We start from the raw sequence: 15555 nt of genomic DNA on the forward strand, positions 1-15555 counted from the left end.
TCAGCCGGGGCCGGCCAGGGCCTGTGCGCAGCGTTCCACGGCCTCCTCGCGGGTGCCGTAGCGCGGCAGGTCCTGGCCGGTCCGCTCGCGGACGAGGTCGGGCGGGCCGAGCCGGTTGCCCGGGTCGACGACGGCGGCGCGGCGCCCGTCCTCGGCGAGACGGGCCAGACCGGCGTGCAGCAGGGTGACGGCCACGGAGTCGGCACCGGTCACCTCGCGCAGGTCGAGCACGACGGAGCCGGTCTGTTCGGGGCCCGACTCGTCCATGGCGTAGAGCACCCGCTCCGCGGCGGTGAAGTCGAGGGCGCCCTGCGCCGCGACGATCCCGACCCGTTCGTGCAGGGCGCGCTCGCGCCGGCTCGCGGGGGCAGAGGGCAGCACATCGGCGGTGGTGGCCAGCGTGACGGTGGAGCCCGGGAGTGCCGGGTTCCTCATGAGGTGGAGCCCGAGCCGCTCGGACAGGGCGCCGAGCGCGGCATGTCCGCGTACCGAGGTACCTGCCGGGTCCAGCAGCGGGCTGTAGGTGGCGAGGCCGAAGCGTGCCGGGCCCGCGGCGATCAGCCCGCCCGACACACCGCTCTTGGCCGGCAGCCCGACGCGCAGCAGCCAGTCGCCGGAGGCGTTGTACATGCCGCAGGTGGCCATGACGGCGAGGACCTGAGCGGCGACGGCCGGGGAGACGACGCTCTCGCCGGTGATCGGGTTGACTCCGCCGTGCGCGAGCGTGGCGGCCATCACGGCGAGGTCGACGGCGGTGACCCGAACCGAGCACTGCCGGAAGTAGGTGTCCACAGCGGCCACGGGGTCGACGCGCAGGGTGCCCGTGCTGCGGATCAGGTAGGCGAGCGCCCGGTTGCGGTCCCCGGTCGCCGCCTCGGACACGTACACCTCCTCGTCGACGTCCAGCCGTCGTCCGGCGAACCTGCTGAGACAGATCAGGATCCGGTCGAAGGCGGGGAGCGCCGGGGTACCGGGCACCAGCGCGGTGGTGACGATGGCTCCGGCATTGACCATGGCGTTGGCCGGCCGGCCGGTGCGGGGTTCCAGGCTGATGGCGTTGAAGGCTTCGCCGCTGGGTTCGGCGCCCACCCACCGGCCCACCTCGTCGAGGCCCAGTGAGGACAGGGCGAGCGCGTAGACGAAGGGTTTGGACACCGACTGCAGGGTGAAGGGGACACCGGCCTCACCTGCGCTGTAGCAGTGGCCGTCCATGCTGACGAGCGCCAGCCCGAAGTCGTCCGGGTCGGCTCTGGTCAACTCCGGGATGTAGTCGGCACGTTCTCCACCGCGCATGCCGGCGAACCGGGCGTGCAGTTCACGCAGGGCGTCCGTGACGGCTTCGGACGCGGTCATCCCGGATCCGTCCCGGCGGAGGGGGACGGCCTCCCTCCACTCATTGCGCGTCGTCACCGAAGATGTCGCGGAGCTTGGCCTCGCGCTCGGCGTCTAGGTTGCTGTGCAGCAGCTCGGCGCCGCCCCCCGGGAGGGACTCGCCGATCCGGCTGGGCACCTCGTTCATGGTGAGCAGGAAGAGCGCCGAAGTCCCGGGCGTCACCTTCTGCTTGACCTCGGCGATGAAGTCGTCGTCGATTCCGACGTCGGCGAGTTTCCCGCCGAGCGCCCCGGCCGCGGCTCCGATGGCCGCCCCGAGTAGCGGCATCAGGAAGATGAGCCCGAAGAGCATTCCCCAGAAGGTGCCGCTCAGCGCACCCGCGCCGACGAGGTTGATCAGCTGCTTCGTCCTCGGCTTCGAGCTCTCGGCGGGCCAGGTCACGACGGCGGCGTCCAGGATCTTGAGCAGGCCTTCCTTCTGGAGGGACTTCAGGGCCGTCTCCACGTTCTCGGCGCCCTCGGCCGACTGGAACTTCCACACGGTGAGCGTGGACATCGCGTACCTCCAGAGGGAAACGTAATAATTCGCTCATATTAGGATCAAAAGGTATGAATTGACTCGCTGAACGACCCGCACCTCTCCGTGGGAGCGGGCACCCCAGCACCGCGAACCCCGAACCCTCCGGGAGGGAACGATGGATACGGACGCCCTGACCGCCGGTCTGCTGCAGGAGCTGAGAGCGACCAGGCCCTATCCGGCCCTGTCCCTGACGATGCCGACCCACCGCCGGGCGCCCGACAACGCCCAGGACGCCGTACGGCTGCGCAACCTGGTGGCCGAGGCAGGCAACCGGCTGGAGGGTGACCCGCGCGTCACCCGCGAGGCCGGGGCCGCGGTGAAGGCCCAGCTCCAGCGGGCGGCCGAGGAGGTGGACCAGCGCCGCGCCCTGGAGGCTCTGGTCATCCTCGCCGACGCCGAGGGCTACCAGATCTGGCAACTGCCGCGCACGGCACCCGAACGGGTGGTCCTGAGCGACTCCTACCTGACCCGCAACCTGGTCGCCGCGAAGGCCGGGGCCCAGCTGTTCTGGGTGCTCGCCGTCTCCGCCGAGCACGCCACCCTGTGGTCCGGCACGAACGACGACCTGCGCGGCGAACAGATCGGCGGATTCCCTCTCACGGCTCCGCACGAGGCTCCCAACCCCCAGCGCGAGGAGCGGATCGGCGACACCCCGAGCACCTACAGCAGCGAGGACGCGCGCAACTTCCTGCGCTCCGTCGACGAGAAACTGCGCGCGGTGCTCGCGGCGGACCCGCGGCCGCTGTTCCTGGTCGGCCTCGCCCCCGCGCTCGCACTGCTCGACGAGGTCGGCGAGAGCGCCAAGTCGGCGATCGGGAGGGTCGCGAAGGGAACGACCCCGGAGACGACCGCGCCCGAGCTGCTCAAGGACCTGCGCCCCGCACTCGAGGACCGGCGGAAGCAGGCAGCCGCCGAGATCCAGGGCAGGCTCGACAACGCCCGCGGCAGCCGCTCCTTCGCCGGCGGACTCGACGAGGTGTGGGCAGCGGTACGCGAGGGCCGCGCCGGGCTGGTCGCGGTCGAGGAGCACTTCCAGCAGACGGTCAGGGTCACCGACGAGCACCTGGAGCCGGTCGACACGGCGGGCACCCGGGAGGTGGACGACCAGGTCCGCGAGGACATCGTCGACGAGCTCATCGAGGCGGCACTGGACAGCGGCTGCGAGGTGGCGTTCGTCGCGGACGACTCCCTCGCCGACCACGGCCGGATCTCGGCGGTCCTGCGCTTCTGACGGCGTGTCCCTACATGGAGATTATGTGAATTATCTCTAGGTTTGGCGCTCCAGGATCTCACTGATCACGCTTGTGCACGAAGGAGAGCCATTCATGGACCGATTCAGGCGCGCATCGGCGGCAGCCCTGCTGACAGCGGCGGTGCTCGCCGGCGCGGTGGGCGGGGCAGCGGCGTCGTCCGGTGTCCCCGCACCGCCCTCCGGGGCGAGCGCGGAGGACCTGGCGACACGGCCCGCACTCACCGCGCAGGTGACGCTGAACAGCGTCGGCGCCTGGCAGGAGTTCCGCATCCACGGTTCCGCCCAGAACATCCGCTCCGGCACGCCCATCGCCCTCCAGCAGAAGCAGGGCAAGCACTGGGTCTCGCTCCCCGCCACCATCAGGACCACCGGCAGCAACAGCTACAGCCTGCGGGTGAAGCTCGGCATCAAGGGCGAGAACGCGCTCCGGATCGTCGGCGGCGGCGCGGTCTCACCCGTCGTCCGCGCGACGGTGCGCTGAGCACCCGAACCCGCGGACACCCCCGCACGCCCCCGGCCGGCCCGCTTCCCAGCGGGCCGGCCGGGGTGCTGATACCGAACGCCCCTAGCGGACATCCGGCTCGGGGCCGTACCAGACCGTCGTGGCGTTGCAGAACTCACGGATGCCGTGCCCGGCCAGCTCCCGCCCGAAGCCCGAACGCTTGACTCCGCCGAACGGCAGGGCGGGATGCGAAGCGGTCATGCCGTTGAAGAAGACACCGCCCGCCTCCAGGTCGCGTACACAGCGGCTCGTCTCCCCCGGGTCGCGCGTCCAGACATTGGAGCTGAGCCCGAAGGGCGTGTCGTTGGCGAGGTCCACGGCTTCGTCCAGGTCCGCGACCCGGTAGACCGTCGCCACCGGGCCGAACGTCTCCTCCCGGTGGATGCGCATGCCGGGGGTGATCCCGGCCAGAACGGTCGGGGAGTAGAACCAGCCCCGGTCGAGGCCACCGGCAAGCCCTTCGGGCCGGCCGCCGCCGCAGAGCACGGTGGCGCCCTCGCGTACGGCGTCGTCCACCAGCTCCTCCAGGTCGGTGCGGCCCTGTTCGCTGGCGAGGGGGCCCACGTCGGTGGACTCCTCCATCGGGTCGCCCACGGTCAGGGCGCGCATCCCGGCGGTGAAACGCTCGGCGAACTCGTCGTAGACGTCGGCGTGGACGATGAAGCGCTTCGCTGCGATGCAGGACTGCCCGTTGTTCTGTACGCGGGCGGTGACGGCCGTATCCGCTGCCCGCCGGACGTCCGCGGACGGCAGGACGAGGAACGGGTCGCTGCCACCCAGTTCCAGCACGGTCTTCTTCACCTCGTCACCCGCGACGGAGGCGACCGCCCGGCCCGCCGGTTCACTGCCGGTGAGGGTCGCCGCGGCGACCCGGGGGTCGCGCAGGATCGCCTCGACGGCGCCCGAACCGACGAGCAGTGTCTGGAAGCACCCGGCGGGGAACCCGGCCCTGGTGAACAGGTCCTCGAGGTACAGGGCGGTCTGCGGCACGTTCGAGGCGTGCTTGAGCAGCCCGGTGTTGCCCGCCATGAGGGCGGGTGCGGCAAAGCGCATGACCTGCCAGAGCGGGAAGTTCCACGGCATCACCGCGAGGACGACGCCCAGCGGGCGGTAGTGCACATGGGCCCTGGACGCCCCGGAGTCCTTGACGTCCGCGTCCTCGGGGTGTTCATCGGCGAGCAGGCGTTCGGCGTTGGCCGCGTACCAGCGCATCGCCTTGGCGCATTTGGCGGCCTCCGCGCGGGCCGCCTTGACCGGCTTGCCCATCTCGGTGGTCATGGTGCGCGCGATGTCCTGCTGGTCCTCGTCGAGGAGATCGGCGGCCCGGTTCAGCAGGCGGGCCCGCTCGGCGAAGTGTGTGGTCCGGTAGCGACGGAACGCACGGTCGGCGGCCGCGAGCCTGCGCTCGGTCTCCTGCTCGTCCAGTGCGTCGAATGTCGCGAGTGTCTCGCCGTTCGCGGGATTGACCGTCGCGATGGGCATGGCAGTGGCCTCCTTGCATGGGTTCTCCGACCGTGCCGCGCCACGCCCTGCCGCGCAACGCGACCCGTGGTGCACACGTACCCGGCCGGCGCGGATCATGCGTGCGCGAGGCACGCGGTCCGCGCCGGCCGGGCGGGCGCCGGGCCGTTCCTCACACGAGGACGGGCACCGGATCGGGACGGCTGAGGAACGTACGGCCACCGGGGAGCGGCGTACGCGGCAGCAGTCCGGTGGTCCGCGGTGTCTCGGCGTAGCGCGTGAACCACACGACCTTGCCGTCGGTGGTCCGGCAGGTGCCCCAGCTGTCGCTGAGTGCCATGACCCGGCTGAGGCCACCGCCACCGCCGCTGAGCAGCCTGGGCATCCGGGAATCGTTGTCGGCCACGGACACCGTCAGATGGCGGCCGCTCCAGCGGAGTTCGACGACGCACTTGTTGTCGTCACCGACATGCCGCTGGACGTTGGTCAGGAGCTCGTCCACGGCCCGGCACACCGGCCGGACGTGCAGATCGAGATTCCAATGACGAAGGTGCGCGGCGACTATGCGCCGCAGCTGGGAAATGCGCTCTGCCGACACCTGCAGTTCGACCAGATAGTGCCGGTCGAGTGGAACGGTCATCGTCGAGGCTCCTCACCGCGAGGCCCACGTGCTTCACCCCGTCTGTACCAACGACCCCCGAACACGAAGCGTGAGCAGTATCCACTTCTGGGTCACTCATCAGGGTGACCCGAGGGGGCCGGTTGCGCAACCGAAGGACTGGGCAACGCTGTGTCACAGGTAGGGCAGCAGTTTGTCCGGGGTGAGCGGGAGTGTGCGCAGCCGCGCCCCGGTGGCGTGCCGCACGGCGTTCCCGATGGCGGCCGCCGTGCCGACGATGCCGATCTCGCCGATGCCCTTGCTGCCCATCGGGTTGAGGTGGGGGTCGTCCTCGTCGATCCAGTGCGCCTGGATCGCGGGGACGTCGGCGCACGACGGAACGTGGTAGGAGGCCAGGTCGCTCTCGGTGAAGTCCCCGTGGACGGGGTCCATGGTGCTGCCCTCGGTGAGGGCCATGCCGAGGCCCATCACCATGCCTCCGATGAACTGGGAGCGTGCGGTACGGGAGTTGAGGATGTGTCCGGCGGCGAAGACGCCCAGCATCCGGCGCACCCGGACCTCACCGGTGAGGGAGTCGACCGCCACCTCGGCGAAGTGGGCGCCGAAGGCGTGCCGGGCGTACGGGGACTCCTGTGCGGTCTCCTGTTCCGTGTCCGCCGTGACGGTGATGCCCTCCTGCGGTACCGGCCCGGTGTGTCCTGCGAGCCGGTCCGCGAGAGCGGTGGCCGCCTTGTGCACCGCCGACCCCCAGGACGCCGTGCCCGAGGACCCACCGGCCACGGAAGCCTCGGGCAGGTCGCTGCTGCCGATGTCGATCCGGACGTTCTCCTGCGGGGTGCCCAGTGCCGAGGCGGCGATCTGCGCCAGGACGGTGCGGGCGCCGGTGCCGATGTCGGTGGCGTTCACCCCGATATGGAAGGAACCGTCCGGCGCGGCATACGCGGAGGCGGCGGACTTCGAGACGAGCACCGGGTACGTCGCCGAGGCGACCCCGGTGCCGAGCAGCCATGACCCCTCCTGCCGGGCGGCGGGGCTCGGGTCCCGGTCGTGCCAGCCGAACCGCCTGGCCCCTTCGTTCAGACAGGCTGCGAGGTTGCGGCTGCTGAAGGGGCGTCCGCTGTCGGGTTCGGCCGCCGGTTCGTTGCGCAGGCGCAGTTCGACCGGGTCGATCCCCAGGGCGCAGGCCAGTTCGTCCATGGCGGATTCGAGGGCGTACATTCCCGGCGCCTCGCCCGGTGCGCGCATCCAGGAAGGGCTCGGCACATCGAGGGCGCTCACCCGGTGGACCGTGCGGCTGTGGGGCGAGGCGTACATCACGCGGGCCGGTACGGCGGCCTGCTCGACGAACTCCTTGATCGTCGAGGTGTGCGTGACGATCTCGTGGGAGACGGAGACGAGTACGCCGTCGCGGTCGGCACCCAGCCGCACCCGCTGGAGCGTGGGCGCCCGGTGGCCGACGATCGCCGCCATGTAGCGCCGGGGCAGGGCGAGTTGGACCGGGCGCCCGGTGTGACGCGCGGCCATCGCGGCCAGAACGGCCTGGGGGCGCGGGGTGCCCTTGGAGCCGAAGCCGCCGCCGACGTGCTCGGAGATGACGGTGATGCGGTTCCGCTCGATCCCCAGCGCCAGGGCGAGGCTGTCGCGCACCGTGCCGGAGCCCTGGCTCGAGTCGTGGACGGTCAGATGTCCGTCGGCCCACAGGGCGGTGGAGGCGTGCGGCTCCATGGGGTGGTTGTGCAGGCCAGGGAGCGTGTAGGTGGCGTCGATCCGTACCGGGGCGCCGGCGAACGCGGCGTCGGCGTCGCCACGTTCGCGTACAGCGGGGTGGCCCCCGTTGGCCTGCTCGGGGGTGTAGAGGCCGGGGTGGTCCCCGGTGAGGATCACGTCGTGGCCGGTCGTGCTGTACTCCACGCGGACGGCCGCCGCACCTGCCCGGGCGGCTTCGGGGCTCTCGGCCAGGACGAGGGCGACGGGCCAGCCCCGGTGCGGAACCCGGTCGTCCTGGAGGACCGAGAGGATCGGGTCGTCGGGTTCCTTCAGCCGCGGCGCGTTTTCCAGGGTGAGGACGGTGTGCACTCCCGGCACGGCGAGAGCGTCGTTGGTGCGGGTCGCGGTGACGTGCCCGCTCGGGACCGTGGCGGGGACGATCCAGCCGTACAGGCAGCCGGGCGGGGTGTGCTCCGCGGCGTACCGGGCCGTGCCGGTGACCTTGTCCCGGCCCTCGCGTCGGACGACGGGGGCGCCGGGCGGCTGGGCTGGGTGGCTCATGGCGGAGGTCCTCGGTTCGTCGGGGTCGGGCCGGGCGGCTCAGCGGGGCGGTGCGGGCAGGGCGGTGAGTTCCGCAAGGGCCCCGATCGCCAGATTGCGTGCCAGGGCCACTTTGAACCCGTTGTCCCGCAAGGGCACGGCGGCTTCGAGTTCGGTGTCCACCGCCTGGGCGAAGGTCTCGTCGGTAGCGGGTGCGCCCCGCAGCACCTCTTCTGCGGCCAAGGCGCGCCACGGCCGGTGGGCGAGCCCGCCGAAGGCGAGCGAGGCCTGCTCGACACGGCCGTCGCGGACGGTCAGCACGGCGGCGACGGAGGCGAGCGCGAAGGCGTACGAGGCACGGTCACGGGCCTTGCGGTACAGGGAGGCGGCGCCGTCCGGACGCGGCGGCAGCACCACTTCGGTGATCAGCTCGCCGGGCCTGATCACGGTGTCCTGGTCCGGATTGCCGCCCGGCAGCCGGTGGAAGCCGGTGACGGGCACGGTCCGTTCGCCCTCGGGTCCGTGCAGCCGGACGGTGGCGTCGAGGGCCGCGAGGGCGACCGCCATGTCCGAGGGGTTGGTGGCGACGCATTCCCGCGAGTGGCCGAGCACCGCGAGATCGCGATGGGTTCCCTCTCGGGCCGGGCAGCCGGAGCCCGGAGTTCTCTTGTTGCAGGGCTTGGAGACATCCTGGAAGTACGGGCACCGGGTGCGCTGGAGCAGATTCCCGCCGGTCGTGGCGGTGTTTCTCAGCTGCCCGGAGGCACCGGCGAGGAGAGCCTGCGACAGGGCGGGGTATCCGGTCCGTACAGCGGGGTGGGCGGCGAGGTCACTGTTGCGTACGGTCGCACCGATCCGGAGGCCGCCGTCGTCCGTCCGCGTCACCCGGTCCAGCGGGAGCCGGCTGACGTCGATGAGCAGGCCGGGCGACTCCACGCCGAGCTTCATGAGGTCGACGAGGTTGGTGCCGCCGGCGAGGAACCGGGCTCCGGGGCGTTCGGCACAGGCGCGGACGGCCTCGGCCACGGAGCCGGGGCGCAGATAGGCGAAGGGTTTCACGGGGCCACGTCCTCGATCGCTCGGACGATGTGGGGGTACGCGCCGCACCGGCAGAGATTGCCGCTCATCCGTTCGCGGATCTCCTCCGGTCCGAGGACCGCCGGGCCGTCGGGGGCGGATGCCGTGCTCGGGGTGACGTGGGAGGGAAATCCGTCCGCCGCCTCGCCGAGCATGCCGACCGCCGAGCAGATCTGTCCGGGGGTGCAGTAGCCGCACTGCAGGGCGTCCCTCTCCAGGAAGGCCGCCTGCAGTGGGTGCAGCCGGTCGCCGTCGGCCAGCCCTTCGACGGTGGTGATGCGGGCGCCCTCCTGAGCGACGGCGAACAGCAGGCAGCTGTTGGCGCGGCGGCCGTCGACGAGCACGGTGCAGGCACCGCACTGACCGTGGTCGCAGCCCTTCTTCGAACCGGTGAGGCCGAGGTGGTCGCGCAGCGCGTCCAGCACCGTGGTGCGGTGATCGAGCGTCACCGTCCGTGCGGTGCCGTTGATGTGCAGGGTGAAGGTCGAGCGGGTGTCCGGAAGGGGAACCTGTCCGGCGTCGGGATCACCGTTCCCGGGGGTGAGGTCGTCCATGGACGGGTGCCTTCCGGTCTCGTGCGGTGCGGGCATCACGCGGGGCCGCGGCTCTCCAGCCGCAGCCGGATCTCCTGTTCCTGGTCACCCGCGGCCGTCCCCACCACCCGGACGGCGAAGGTGTCCGCCAGGTGCTGACGGAGGCGGTCGACCGCCCAGTAGCCGCCCTGCGCCTCGACGGTCACGGGTGCGGACAGCTGCGTGGGCCGGGCACCGGCGAGTTCCTCGGACACGTCGACGGTCGCCGTCCACACGGTCGGGCGTGTCGTCGACGCCTCCTCGGGGGTGTCGCTCGCGGCGCGGTCCGAGACGAAGGCACGGCGCAGCACGTCGAACACGGTGCGCGCGTCCTCCTTCGGGCAGCCGGTCACCGCCACCACTACGTCGCCGCTCTCCCGGTGCTCCTGTGCCTGTGCGTCCGTGCTGTTCACAGTGGTTCCTTTCGGCTTCGAGGAAGGCGATACCGCTGCCGGGGCGCATCGTCACGAACCTGTCGGCCGGTTCACTCGTGCGAGCCCATGTGGAGGGCCAGACGACGGCCGGGTCCGGCCGACGACGCGGTACGCGGGGCTGCGGATCCCGAGCAAACGGGCACTCCGCCCCGTTCGGACGCGCGGGCGCGGCCTGCCACGGAGCGCACCCACTCTCCAGGCTCACCCGGTGGCTGCGTGTCGGCGACACGCGCAGGTTCAGCCGGCGGAAGGACCTGCCGAAGGGGTCGACCCGTTCCCTCGTGATCGTGTAGCCGGTTCCGCCCGCGTGAAACACATTCACCAGGACACCGTCACAAAATATGAATTACCTTCGCCAACTGTCTGTTTTCGATCCTCCCGGGTATCCGCCATGCATGGACGTAACAAACGGAGTCAGGGATTCTCTCGCTGTCACCCTTGCCGGGCCCGGCACGATCGGGGTTGTCGTCGGCATCGCGGGACTTGCCGTGGCGGTCGTGCTGATCGGCGCCTTCTGGTGGGGCATGCGGCGCCGGGACCAGGAACTTCCGCCGCCGCGCCCCGAGGAACAGCCTCACCGCCCCGATCACCGGACGGAGATCCGGGAGAGCGACAAGCACGGCTCGGACAGCTTTCCCGACAACGGCCGGGGACTCTCGCCCTACGAGCTCGGCGACCACGGCAACGAGGTGATCCCGCCCGACACCGACCGCCCGCGTGACCGAGACACGGGCGCCTGAGCCCGAGCGCGCATCCTGCCGCGACCTCCTCGCCTCCTCGACGGCGAGGAGGTCGCGTGTTGCGGGAGCGGTCGGCACACATGAGGCTGGTGCTGGCCCCCGCGGCACCGAAGAAGTCATGCCGCAGAACCGATAAGGCAGAGCGACCATGACCGCAAGCGAACCGGCACCGCTGACCGGCGCCACCGCGCCGTGCTGGGTCCATCTCGTGACCCGGGAGCTGGGGGCCGCCCAGCGCTTCTACGGTGCCGTCCTCGGCTGGACGTTCCGCACCGGCCCGCTGGGCAGGGACTACGCCATGGCCCGTTCGGACGGGGTGCCCGTGGCGGGAATCGGCGCCGTCGCCTCCGCCTACCAGGTGGGCGTGGCCTGGACCCCGTACTTCTCGGTCCGGGACGCCGATGTGGCCTCGGCCCGCATCCGCGAACGCAGCGGCACGGTGGCGGTGGGCCCGCTGACCATCGGCAAGGGACGCGCCGTCCTGGCAGCCGACCGGGACGGCGCGTCCTTCGGCGTCTGGGAGTGGACGGGGCGCGCGGCGTCCCTCGCGCCGTCGGGTCACCGGGCGCACGCCTGGCTCAGGCTGCGCACCAGGAACGCCTTCGACGCCGCGATCTTCTACGGCGAGGTGCTCGACTGGGAGAGCGGGGCGCCCGGCTGTTGCGAGGTCTCGTACGTCAAGGAGGAGGTCCTCGTGCGCTGCGACGGCCGTCCGCTGGCCCGGATCAGCTCGGGGGCGGTCGAGGCCGCACCCGACCCGATGGTGCGCCCGCACTGGCAGGTGCAGTTCCCGACCACCGATGTGACGGCGACGGTCCGCCTCGCGGAGGAGCACGGAGGCACGCTCATGGAGCGGCGCAGCGTGCCCCACGGCAGTGAGGCGACGCTGCGCGACCCGGACGGCGGGCTGTTCACCGTGACGGACGTACGCAGCCCCGCCGACAGGGACGACGACTGAACGGGTCACCCTGCCGAACCGGAATCCCCGTCGCCCCTCCGGCCACCGCCGGAGCGAGGGCCCCGGGCGATGGCCCACAACGGGAAGACGAACCAGCAGGCCAGGAACCACAGCGCCATCGCGCCCACCAGCCACAGGGCCAGGACGTTGTGGAGCGCCACCCGCAGGATGAGCAGCAGGGTCGAACACATCGTGCAGAAGAGCAGTCCGAGCCCGAGCTTCGTCAGGCGCGAGGCCCAGGTGACGGTCTGCGGCTTCATCCGTCTGCCGGTGAGCAGCCGGTGGTAGGACACCGGCCCTATCAGTGCGGCCGCCGTGGCCGATCCCAGCATGACGGTGACGACGTAGATGTTCCGGTCGGCGGTGGAGAGGTCGGCGAACCGGGGCTGGAAGACCACCGCGAGCAGGAAACCGAACAGGATCTGCACGCCGGTCTGGGCGACCCGCAGTTCCTGCAGCAGATCCGTCCACTGCCGGTCCGCCCGTTCCTCCTTCGTCTCCTCACGGCCTCTTCCGGCCGTCGCGCCCCGTTCCCCACCATTGCCACCGGCATCCGCCGATATCCGTCCCATCGGTGCCTCCACCACGTCGAGTGGCTGGTACTGGTGCCCCGCGGTCGCGCTGCGAATCCTTTCGGCGGGAAAGCAGGTGGTGATCCGTCCGGGCCATGGCGGGCCGGGCCCGTACCGGCGAACCGGCGGTGCGCAGGGGAACGGCACATTCGCGCGTGCTGTCCATAGTGGCACCTACCTGGGAATTCACCACGTCGGCCTGGCCTCGCCCTCACCCTCGGCCGGTGCGGACGGCGGCCCGGCGAGCGGCCGAAACCGGGCGATCAGAGGCCAAGCCCTCGACGCACCGTGACCCCTCGCCTAAGATCTTGTGTACGGCATCGCGCGTCGGTCACCGTCCGGGTGAGGCGTGGAGGTAGCCCGTGAGATGCCTTTTGGAGGCATTCCACAGTGTCAGTCGAGTTGAATCACACCATCATTCACTGCCGGGACAACCGTGAGTCCGCCGATTTCCTGGCGCACATTCTGGGCCTGGGCGCCGGAAGGGAATGGGGCCCCTTCATTCCGCTCGTCCTCGCGAACGGCGTCACGCTGGATTTCGCGACCGTTCCCGCCCAATCGATCACCGCGCAGCACTATGCGTTCCTCATTTCCGAGGCGGAGTTCGGCACGGCCTTCGAGCGGATCAAGGCGCAGGGGATCACGTACTACGCGGATCCCCATCAGAAGCTCCCCGGCGAGATCAACCACAACGACGGCGGGCGCGGGATCTACTTCCCCGATCCGAGCGGGCACGGGATGGAACTCATCACCCGCCCGTACGGCGGCTGGTCGTAACAGCGGCTGTCCGTAGCGCATCCGGGTGGCCCGGCCGGGATCCGGCCGGGCCACCCGCCGTCAGGGGCTCTCGACCGGGAGGGTCAGTTCGGGGCGGTCCCACATCACCGCGGGCGGGCGGGCCGTCACCGTGCCGGTGCGCTCCGCGCCCACACTGCGGTAGAAGCCTTCGGCGGGCGGATGCGAGACCACCCGCACGCCGCTCAGTCCCGCGCGGCGCGCCTCGTCCCGCAGGTGAGCGATGAGGAGGCGGCCGATGCCCAGCCCCTGGGCGTCGTCGCCGACGAACATGAGGTCGAGTTCGGGCGGGGAGACGATCAGCGAGTAGAAGCCGAGCACGCGGTCGTCGGCGCCGACGGCGGCGAAGACCCTGTGGGTCTCGATGTAGTCCGGGCCCACCCGGTACCCCTGGACCATCGGTGCGTACGGCCCGTCGTAGGCGCGTGAGGTGGTGACGAGACGGGTGAGCCGCTTGGCATCCCGCGCGACGGCCCGCCTGATGCGGACCCCTGCGGGTCCGGTGGACCCGCCACGCCGGTAGGTAACGCTCGACTTCATACGGCGAGTATTACGTACCCAGGACTCCCGGCGCGCAGGGACCCGGTGCGCAGGGGGCCCACCGGTTCCGGCTCAGCCCCGGCCCCGCTGCTCCCGCCACTCCCCCACGACGGCCTCGACGTCGAAGGGCGTGAGGTTCAGGGGCGGACCCTCGGGCGGCATGAGGAGCGCCTTGCGGATCTTGTCGTTGATCTCGTTCAGCAGGCGCCGGACCTCGGCTTCCGTCCTGGCAGCCGAGACCGCTTCCCTGGCATCCTCCGCCTCTTTCCGCAGGGTCAGCGACGGCGGGAGCACGGACAGTCCCTCCCGCTGCATCTTGGCCTTGATCCACCACGTCTCGTCGTAGGGCCGTTCGAGCCCGGGGATCGGCTTGCCGAAACCGGGCAACGCGGAGAAGTCACCACGCTGTTCGGCCTCACGGATCTGCTTGTCCACCCAGGATTCGAAGCTGACGCCGGTGGGCTTGCGCTCGGTCACCGTGTGCCCCTCTCAGAACCCGTCCGGCAGGACTCCGGGTTCGGGCCCGGGTCCGGCGCTTTCCACGATACCGAGCAGCCCGTCCGCATGAACTCCGTCAAGCGGGTACACGACTGCTTGCAGACGGCCCGGCACTTCGACCGGGCCCGTCCGAAGGGAGTTGACGAAAGTGAGACAGCGCTACGCACCGACCGCGAACCGACAGGAGGGTCAGTCATGACGACTGTGGTGATCATCGTTGCCGTCGTCCTGCTGGCGGCACTCGGCTACTTCCTCGTCCGTCGCCGGACGGACGGCGGCCATGGGCTGCGGCGTCGCTTCGGACCCGAGTACGACCGCACGGTCGAGCGGCACAACGGCGACACGAAGGCCGCCGAGCACGAGCTCGCCGAGCGCGTGAAGCTGCACGGCCACCTGGAGGAGCGACCCCTGCCTCCGGAGGCGCGCGAGGGATACACCGACCGCTGGGCCGCGGTGCAGGAGCAGTTCATCGACTCGCCCACCGAAGCGGTCGCCCAGGCCGACGCACTGCTGGCGCAGCTCGCCCGGGACCGGGGCTTCCCCGACGGGGCCGGCTTCGAGGAGCAGACGGCCGCCATCTCGGTGCATCACGCCGAGCATGTCGACGGGTACCGCAAGGTGCACACGGCGGTGCGCGGCCAGGGCGGCACCGAGGACATGCGCAAGGCGCTGATCGAGTCCCGTGCCCTCTTCGACGTACTGCTCGGACACGCCCCGGATGAACCGGCCCACGCGAGCCGGCACCGGACGAACGGAAGGACCGCATGATGCACCGCACCGGACCCACCGACAGTTCCGCGAACGAGGCGCCCCGGACCGCGGCGGAAACGCGGCACACCGAGACTTCTCCGGCCTCGACGGAAACGCGGCACACCGAGACACCCCGGACCGCCCCGGAAACGCGGCACGCCCCTGCGCCCGGGACTGCCGCGAAGCGGACCGCGACACCTGGCTCCGACCCGACCCAGGTCATGAACCGGGGTCCCGGCGATGCCGGTGCGCCGCCCGCCGCACGCCCGTCCACCGCGTCGGCCCCGGCAGGTCGGCCGGCCGGCCGGCCCGAGGCCACCCCGGCGGGCATGCCCCTGCTGCCCGTCAAGGAGCAGGAGTCGCTGACCGAGCGCATGAAGCAGGCGATCGCCGACTTCGTCGAGAGCCCGCGCCAGGCGGTCGAGGAGGCCGAAAGCACGTTCGACAGGATCGTGGCGGATCTGACCGAGGCGCTCGAGGAACGCAGGCGCAGCCTGCGCACGAGCTGGCAGGCAGAGGACACCGAGGCCCGGACGGAGGAGCTGCGGGTCGCCCTGCAGCAGTACCGTGACGTCGGCGAACGGCTCCTGCGAGTCTGACCGGAACCCCGCAACGGCGGCCCGGTG

At 71.2% G+C, this 15555-nt stretch carries 18 protein-coding genes; 7 read left to right on the forward strand and 11 right to left on the reverse strand.

All coding sequences use genetic code 11. From position 1 onward, the window contains the following. Together glsA and OG844_RS02740 are read right to left on the reverse strand one after the other, a co-directional pair. The gene (gene glsA / locus OG844_RS02735) at nt 1–1353 is read right to left on the reverse strand and encodes a glutaminase A (protein WP_406387855.1); all 1353 of its coding nucleotides are present in this window, start codon (nt 1351–1353) and stop codon (nt 1–3) included. 40 nt (nt 1354–1393) lie between these two features. Next, nucleotides 1394–1888 carry a DUF1269 domain-containing protein gene (locus tag OG844_RS02740; RefSeq protein ID WP_406387856.1) on the reverse strand — a complete coding sequence of 165 codons (495 nt, stop codon included), beginning with the start codon at nt 1886–1888 and terminating at the stop codon, nt 1394–1396. 139 nt (nt 1889–2027) lie between these two features. Between OG844_RS02740 and OG844_RS02745 the strand changes: the two genes are divergently transcribed. Both OG844_RS02745 and OG844_RS02750 read left to right on the forward strand, forming a co-directional pair. Beyond that, the gene (locus OG844_RS02745) at nt 2028–3143 is read left to right on the forward strand and encodes a chemotaxis protein (RefSeq protein ID WP_406387857.1); all 1116 of its coding nucleotides are present in this window, start codon (nt 2028–2030) and stop codon (nt 3141–3143) included. 94 nt (nt 3144–3237) lie between these two features. After that, nucleotides 3238–3645, forward strand: a complete 408-nt coding sequence (locus OG844_RS02750) for a hypothetical protein (RefSeq protein WP_406387858.1) — start codon at nt 3238–3240, stop codon at nt 3643–3645. Between the two features lie 84 nt (nt 3646–3729). Here OG844_RS02750 and OG844_RS02755 read toward each other — a convergent pair whose 3' ends face one another. From OG844_RS02755 to OG844_RS02780, 6 genes are all read right to left on the reverse strand, one after another. Further along, nucleotides 3730–5148, reverse strand: coding sequence for an NADP-dependent succinic semialdehyde dehydrogenase (locus OG844_RS02755; RefSeq protein ID WP_406387859.1), 1419 nt, complete (start codon nt 5146–5148; stop codon nt 3730–3732). Between the two features lie 151 nt (nt 5149–5299). Continuing rightward, nucleotides 5300–5767 (reverse strand): ATP-binding protein, encoded by a 468-nt coding sequence (locus tag OG844_RS02760; protein ID WP_406387860.1) that lies wholly within the window; start codon nt 5765–5767, stop codon nt 5300–5302. A 153-nt stretch (nt 5768–5920) separates the two neighbouring features. After that, on the reverse strand, nt 5921–8014 hold the full coding sequence (locus OG844_RS02765; protein WP_406387861.1) for a xanthine dehydrogenase family protein molybdopterin-binding subunit: 2094 nt from the start codon (nt 8012–8014) through the stop codon (nt 5921–5923). A 39-nt stretch (nt 8015–8053) separates the two neighbouring features. After that, the gene (locus OG844_RS02770; RefSeq protein WP_406387862.1) at nt 8054–9052 is read right to left on the reverse strand and encodes an FAD binding domain-containing protein; all 999 of its coding nucleotides are present in this window, start codon (nt 9050–9052) and stop codon (nt 8054–8056) included. Beyond that, nucleotides 9049–9624, reverse strand: coding sequence for a 2Fe-2S iron-sulfur cluster-binding protein (locus OG844_RS02775; protein ID WP_406387863.1), 576 nt, complete (start codon nt 9622–9624; stop codon nt 9049–9051). Before OG844_RS02775 ends, OG844_RS02770 begins: the two co-directional genes overlap by 4 nt. Before the next feature lie 35 nt (nt 9625–9659). After that, nucleotides 9660–10055, reverse strand: coding sequence for a hypothetical protein (locus OG844_RS02780; protein WP_406387865.1), 396 nt, complete (start codon nt 10053–10055; stop codon nt 9660–9662). Between the two features lie 416 nt (nt 10056–10471). Here OG844_RS02780 and OG844_RS02785 point away from each other — a divergent pair, with 416 nt between their 5' ends. Continuing rightward, nucleotides 10472–10816, forward strand: coding sequence for a DUF6479 family protein (locus tag OG844_RS02785; protein ID WP_406387867.1), 345 nt, complete (start codon nt 10472–10474; stop codon nt 10814–10816). Nucleotides 10817–10964: 148 nt separating this feature from the next. Beyond that, nucleotides 10965–11774, forward strand: coding sequence for a VOC family protein (locus OG844_RS02790; protein WP_406387868.1), 810 nt, complete (start codon nt 10965–10967; stop codon nt 11772–11774). 5 nt (nt 11775–11779) lie between these two features. Here OG844_RS02790 and OG844_RS02795 read toward each other — a convergent pair whose 3' ends face one another. Further along, nucleotides 11780–12346, reverse strand: a complete 567-nt coding sequence (locus OG844_RS02795) for a DUF6328 family protein (RefSeq protein WP_406387869.1) — start codon at nt 12344–12346, stop codon at nt 11780–11782. Nucleotides 12347–12736: 390 nt separating this feature from the next. Here OG844_RS02795 and OG844_RS02800 point away from each other — a divergent pair, with 390 nt between their 5' ends. Continuing rightward, the gene (locus OG844_RS02800) at nt 12737–13123 is read left to right on the forward strand and encodes a VOC family protein (RefSeq protein ID WP_406387870.1); all 387 of its coding nucleotides are present in this window, start codon (nt 12737–12739) and stop codon (nt 13121–13123) included. A 60-nt stretch (nt 13124–13183) separates the two neighbouring features. Here the strand turns inward: OG844_RS02800 and OG844_RS02805 are convergent, their stop codons facing one another. Continuing rightward, nucleotides 13184–13681 carry a GNAT family N-acetyltransferase gene (locus tag OG844_RS02805; protein WP_406387871.1) on the reverse strand — a complete coding sequence of 166 codons (498 nt, stop codon included), beginning with the start codon at nt 13679–13681 and terminating at the stop codon, nt 13184–13186. Between the two features lie 72 nt (nt 13682–13753). After that, nucleotides 13754–14158 carry a DUF1992 domain-containing protein gene (locus OG844_RS02810; RefSeq protein ID WP_406387873.1) on the reverse strand — a complete coding sequence of 135 codons (405 nt, stop codon included), beginning with the start codon at nt 14156–14158 and terminating at the stop codon, nt 13754–13756. A gap of 216 nt (nt 14159–14374) precedes the next feature. On the opposite strand from OG844_RS02810, the gene OG844_RS02815 reads away from it, so the two are divergent. Both OG844_RS02815 and OG844_RS02820 read left to right on the forward strand, forming a co-directional pair. Continuing rightward, a complete protein-coding gene (locus OG844_RS02815) occupies nt 14375–14947 on the forward strand; it encodes a hypothetical protein (protein WP_406387874.1) in 573 nt (190 codons plus the stop codon). Then, nucleotides 14947–15528: a hypothetical protein gene (locus OG844_RS02820; RefSeq protein ID WP_406387875.1), complete on the forward strand. Its 582-nt coding sequence runs from the start codon at nt 14947–14949 to the stop codon at nt 15526–15528. The genes OG844_RS02815 and OG844_RS02820 overlap by 1 nt, the downstream gene beginning before the upstream one ends. Nucleotides 15529–15555 lie beyond the last annotated feature (27 nt).

Source organism: Streptomyces sp. NBC_00887 (assembly GCF_045207585.1).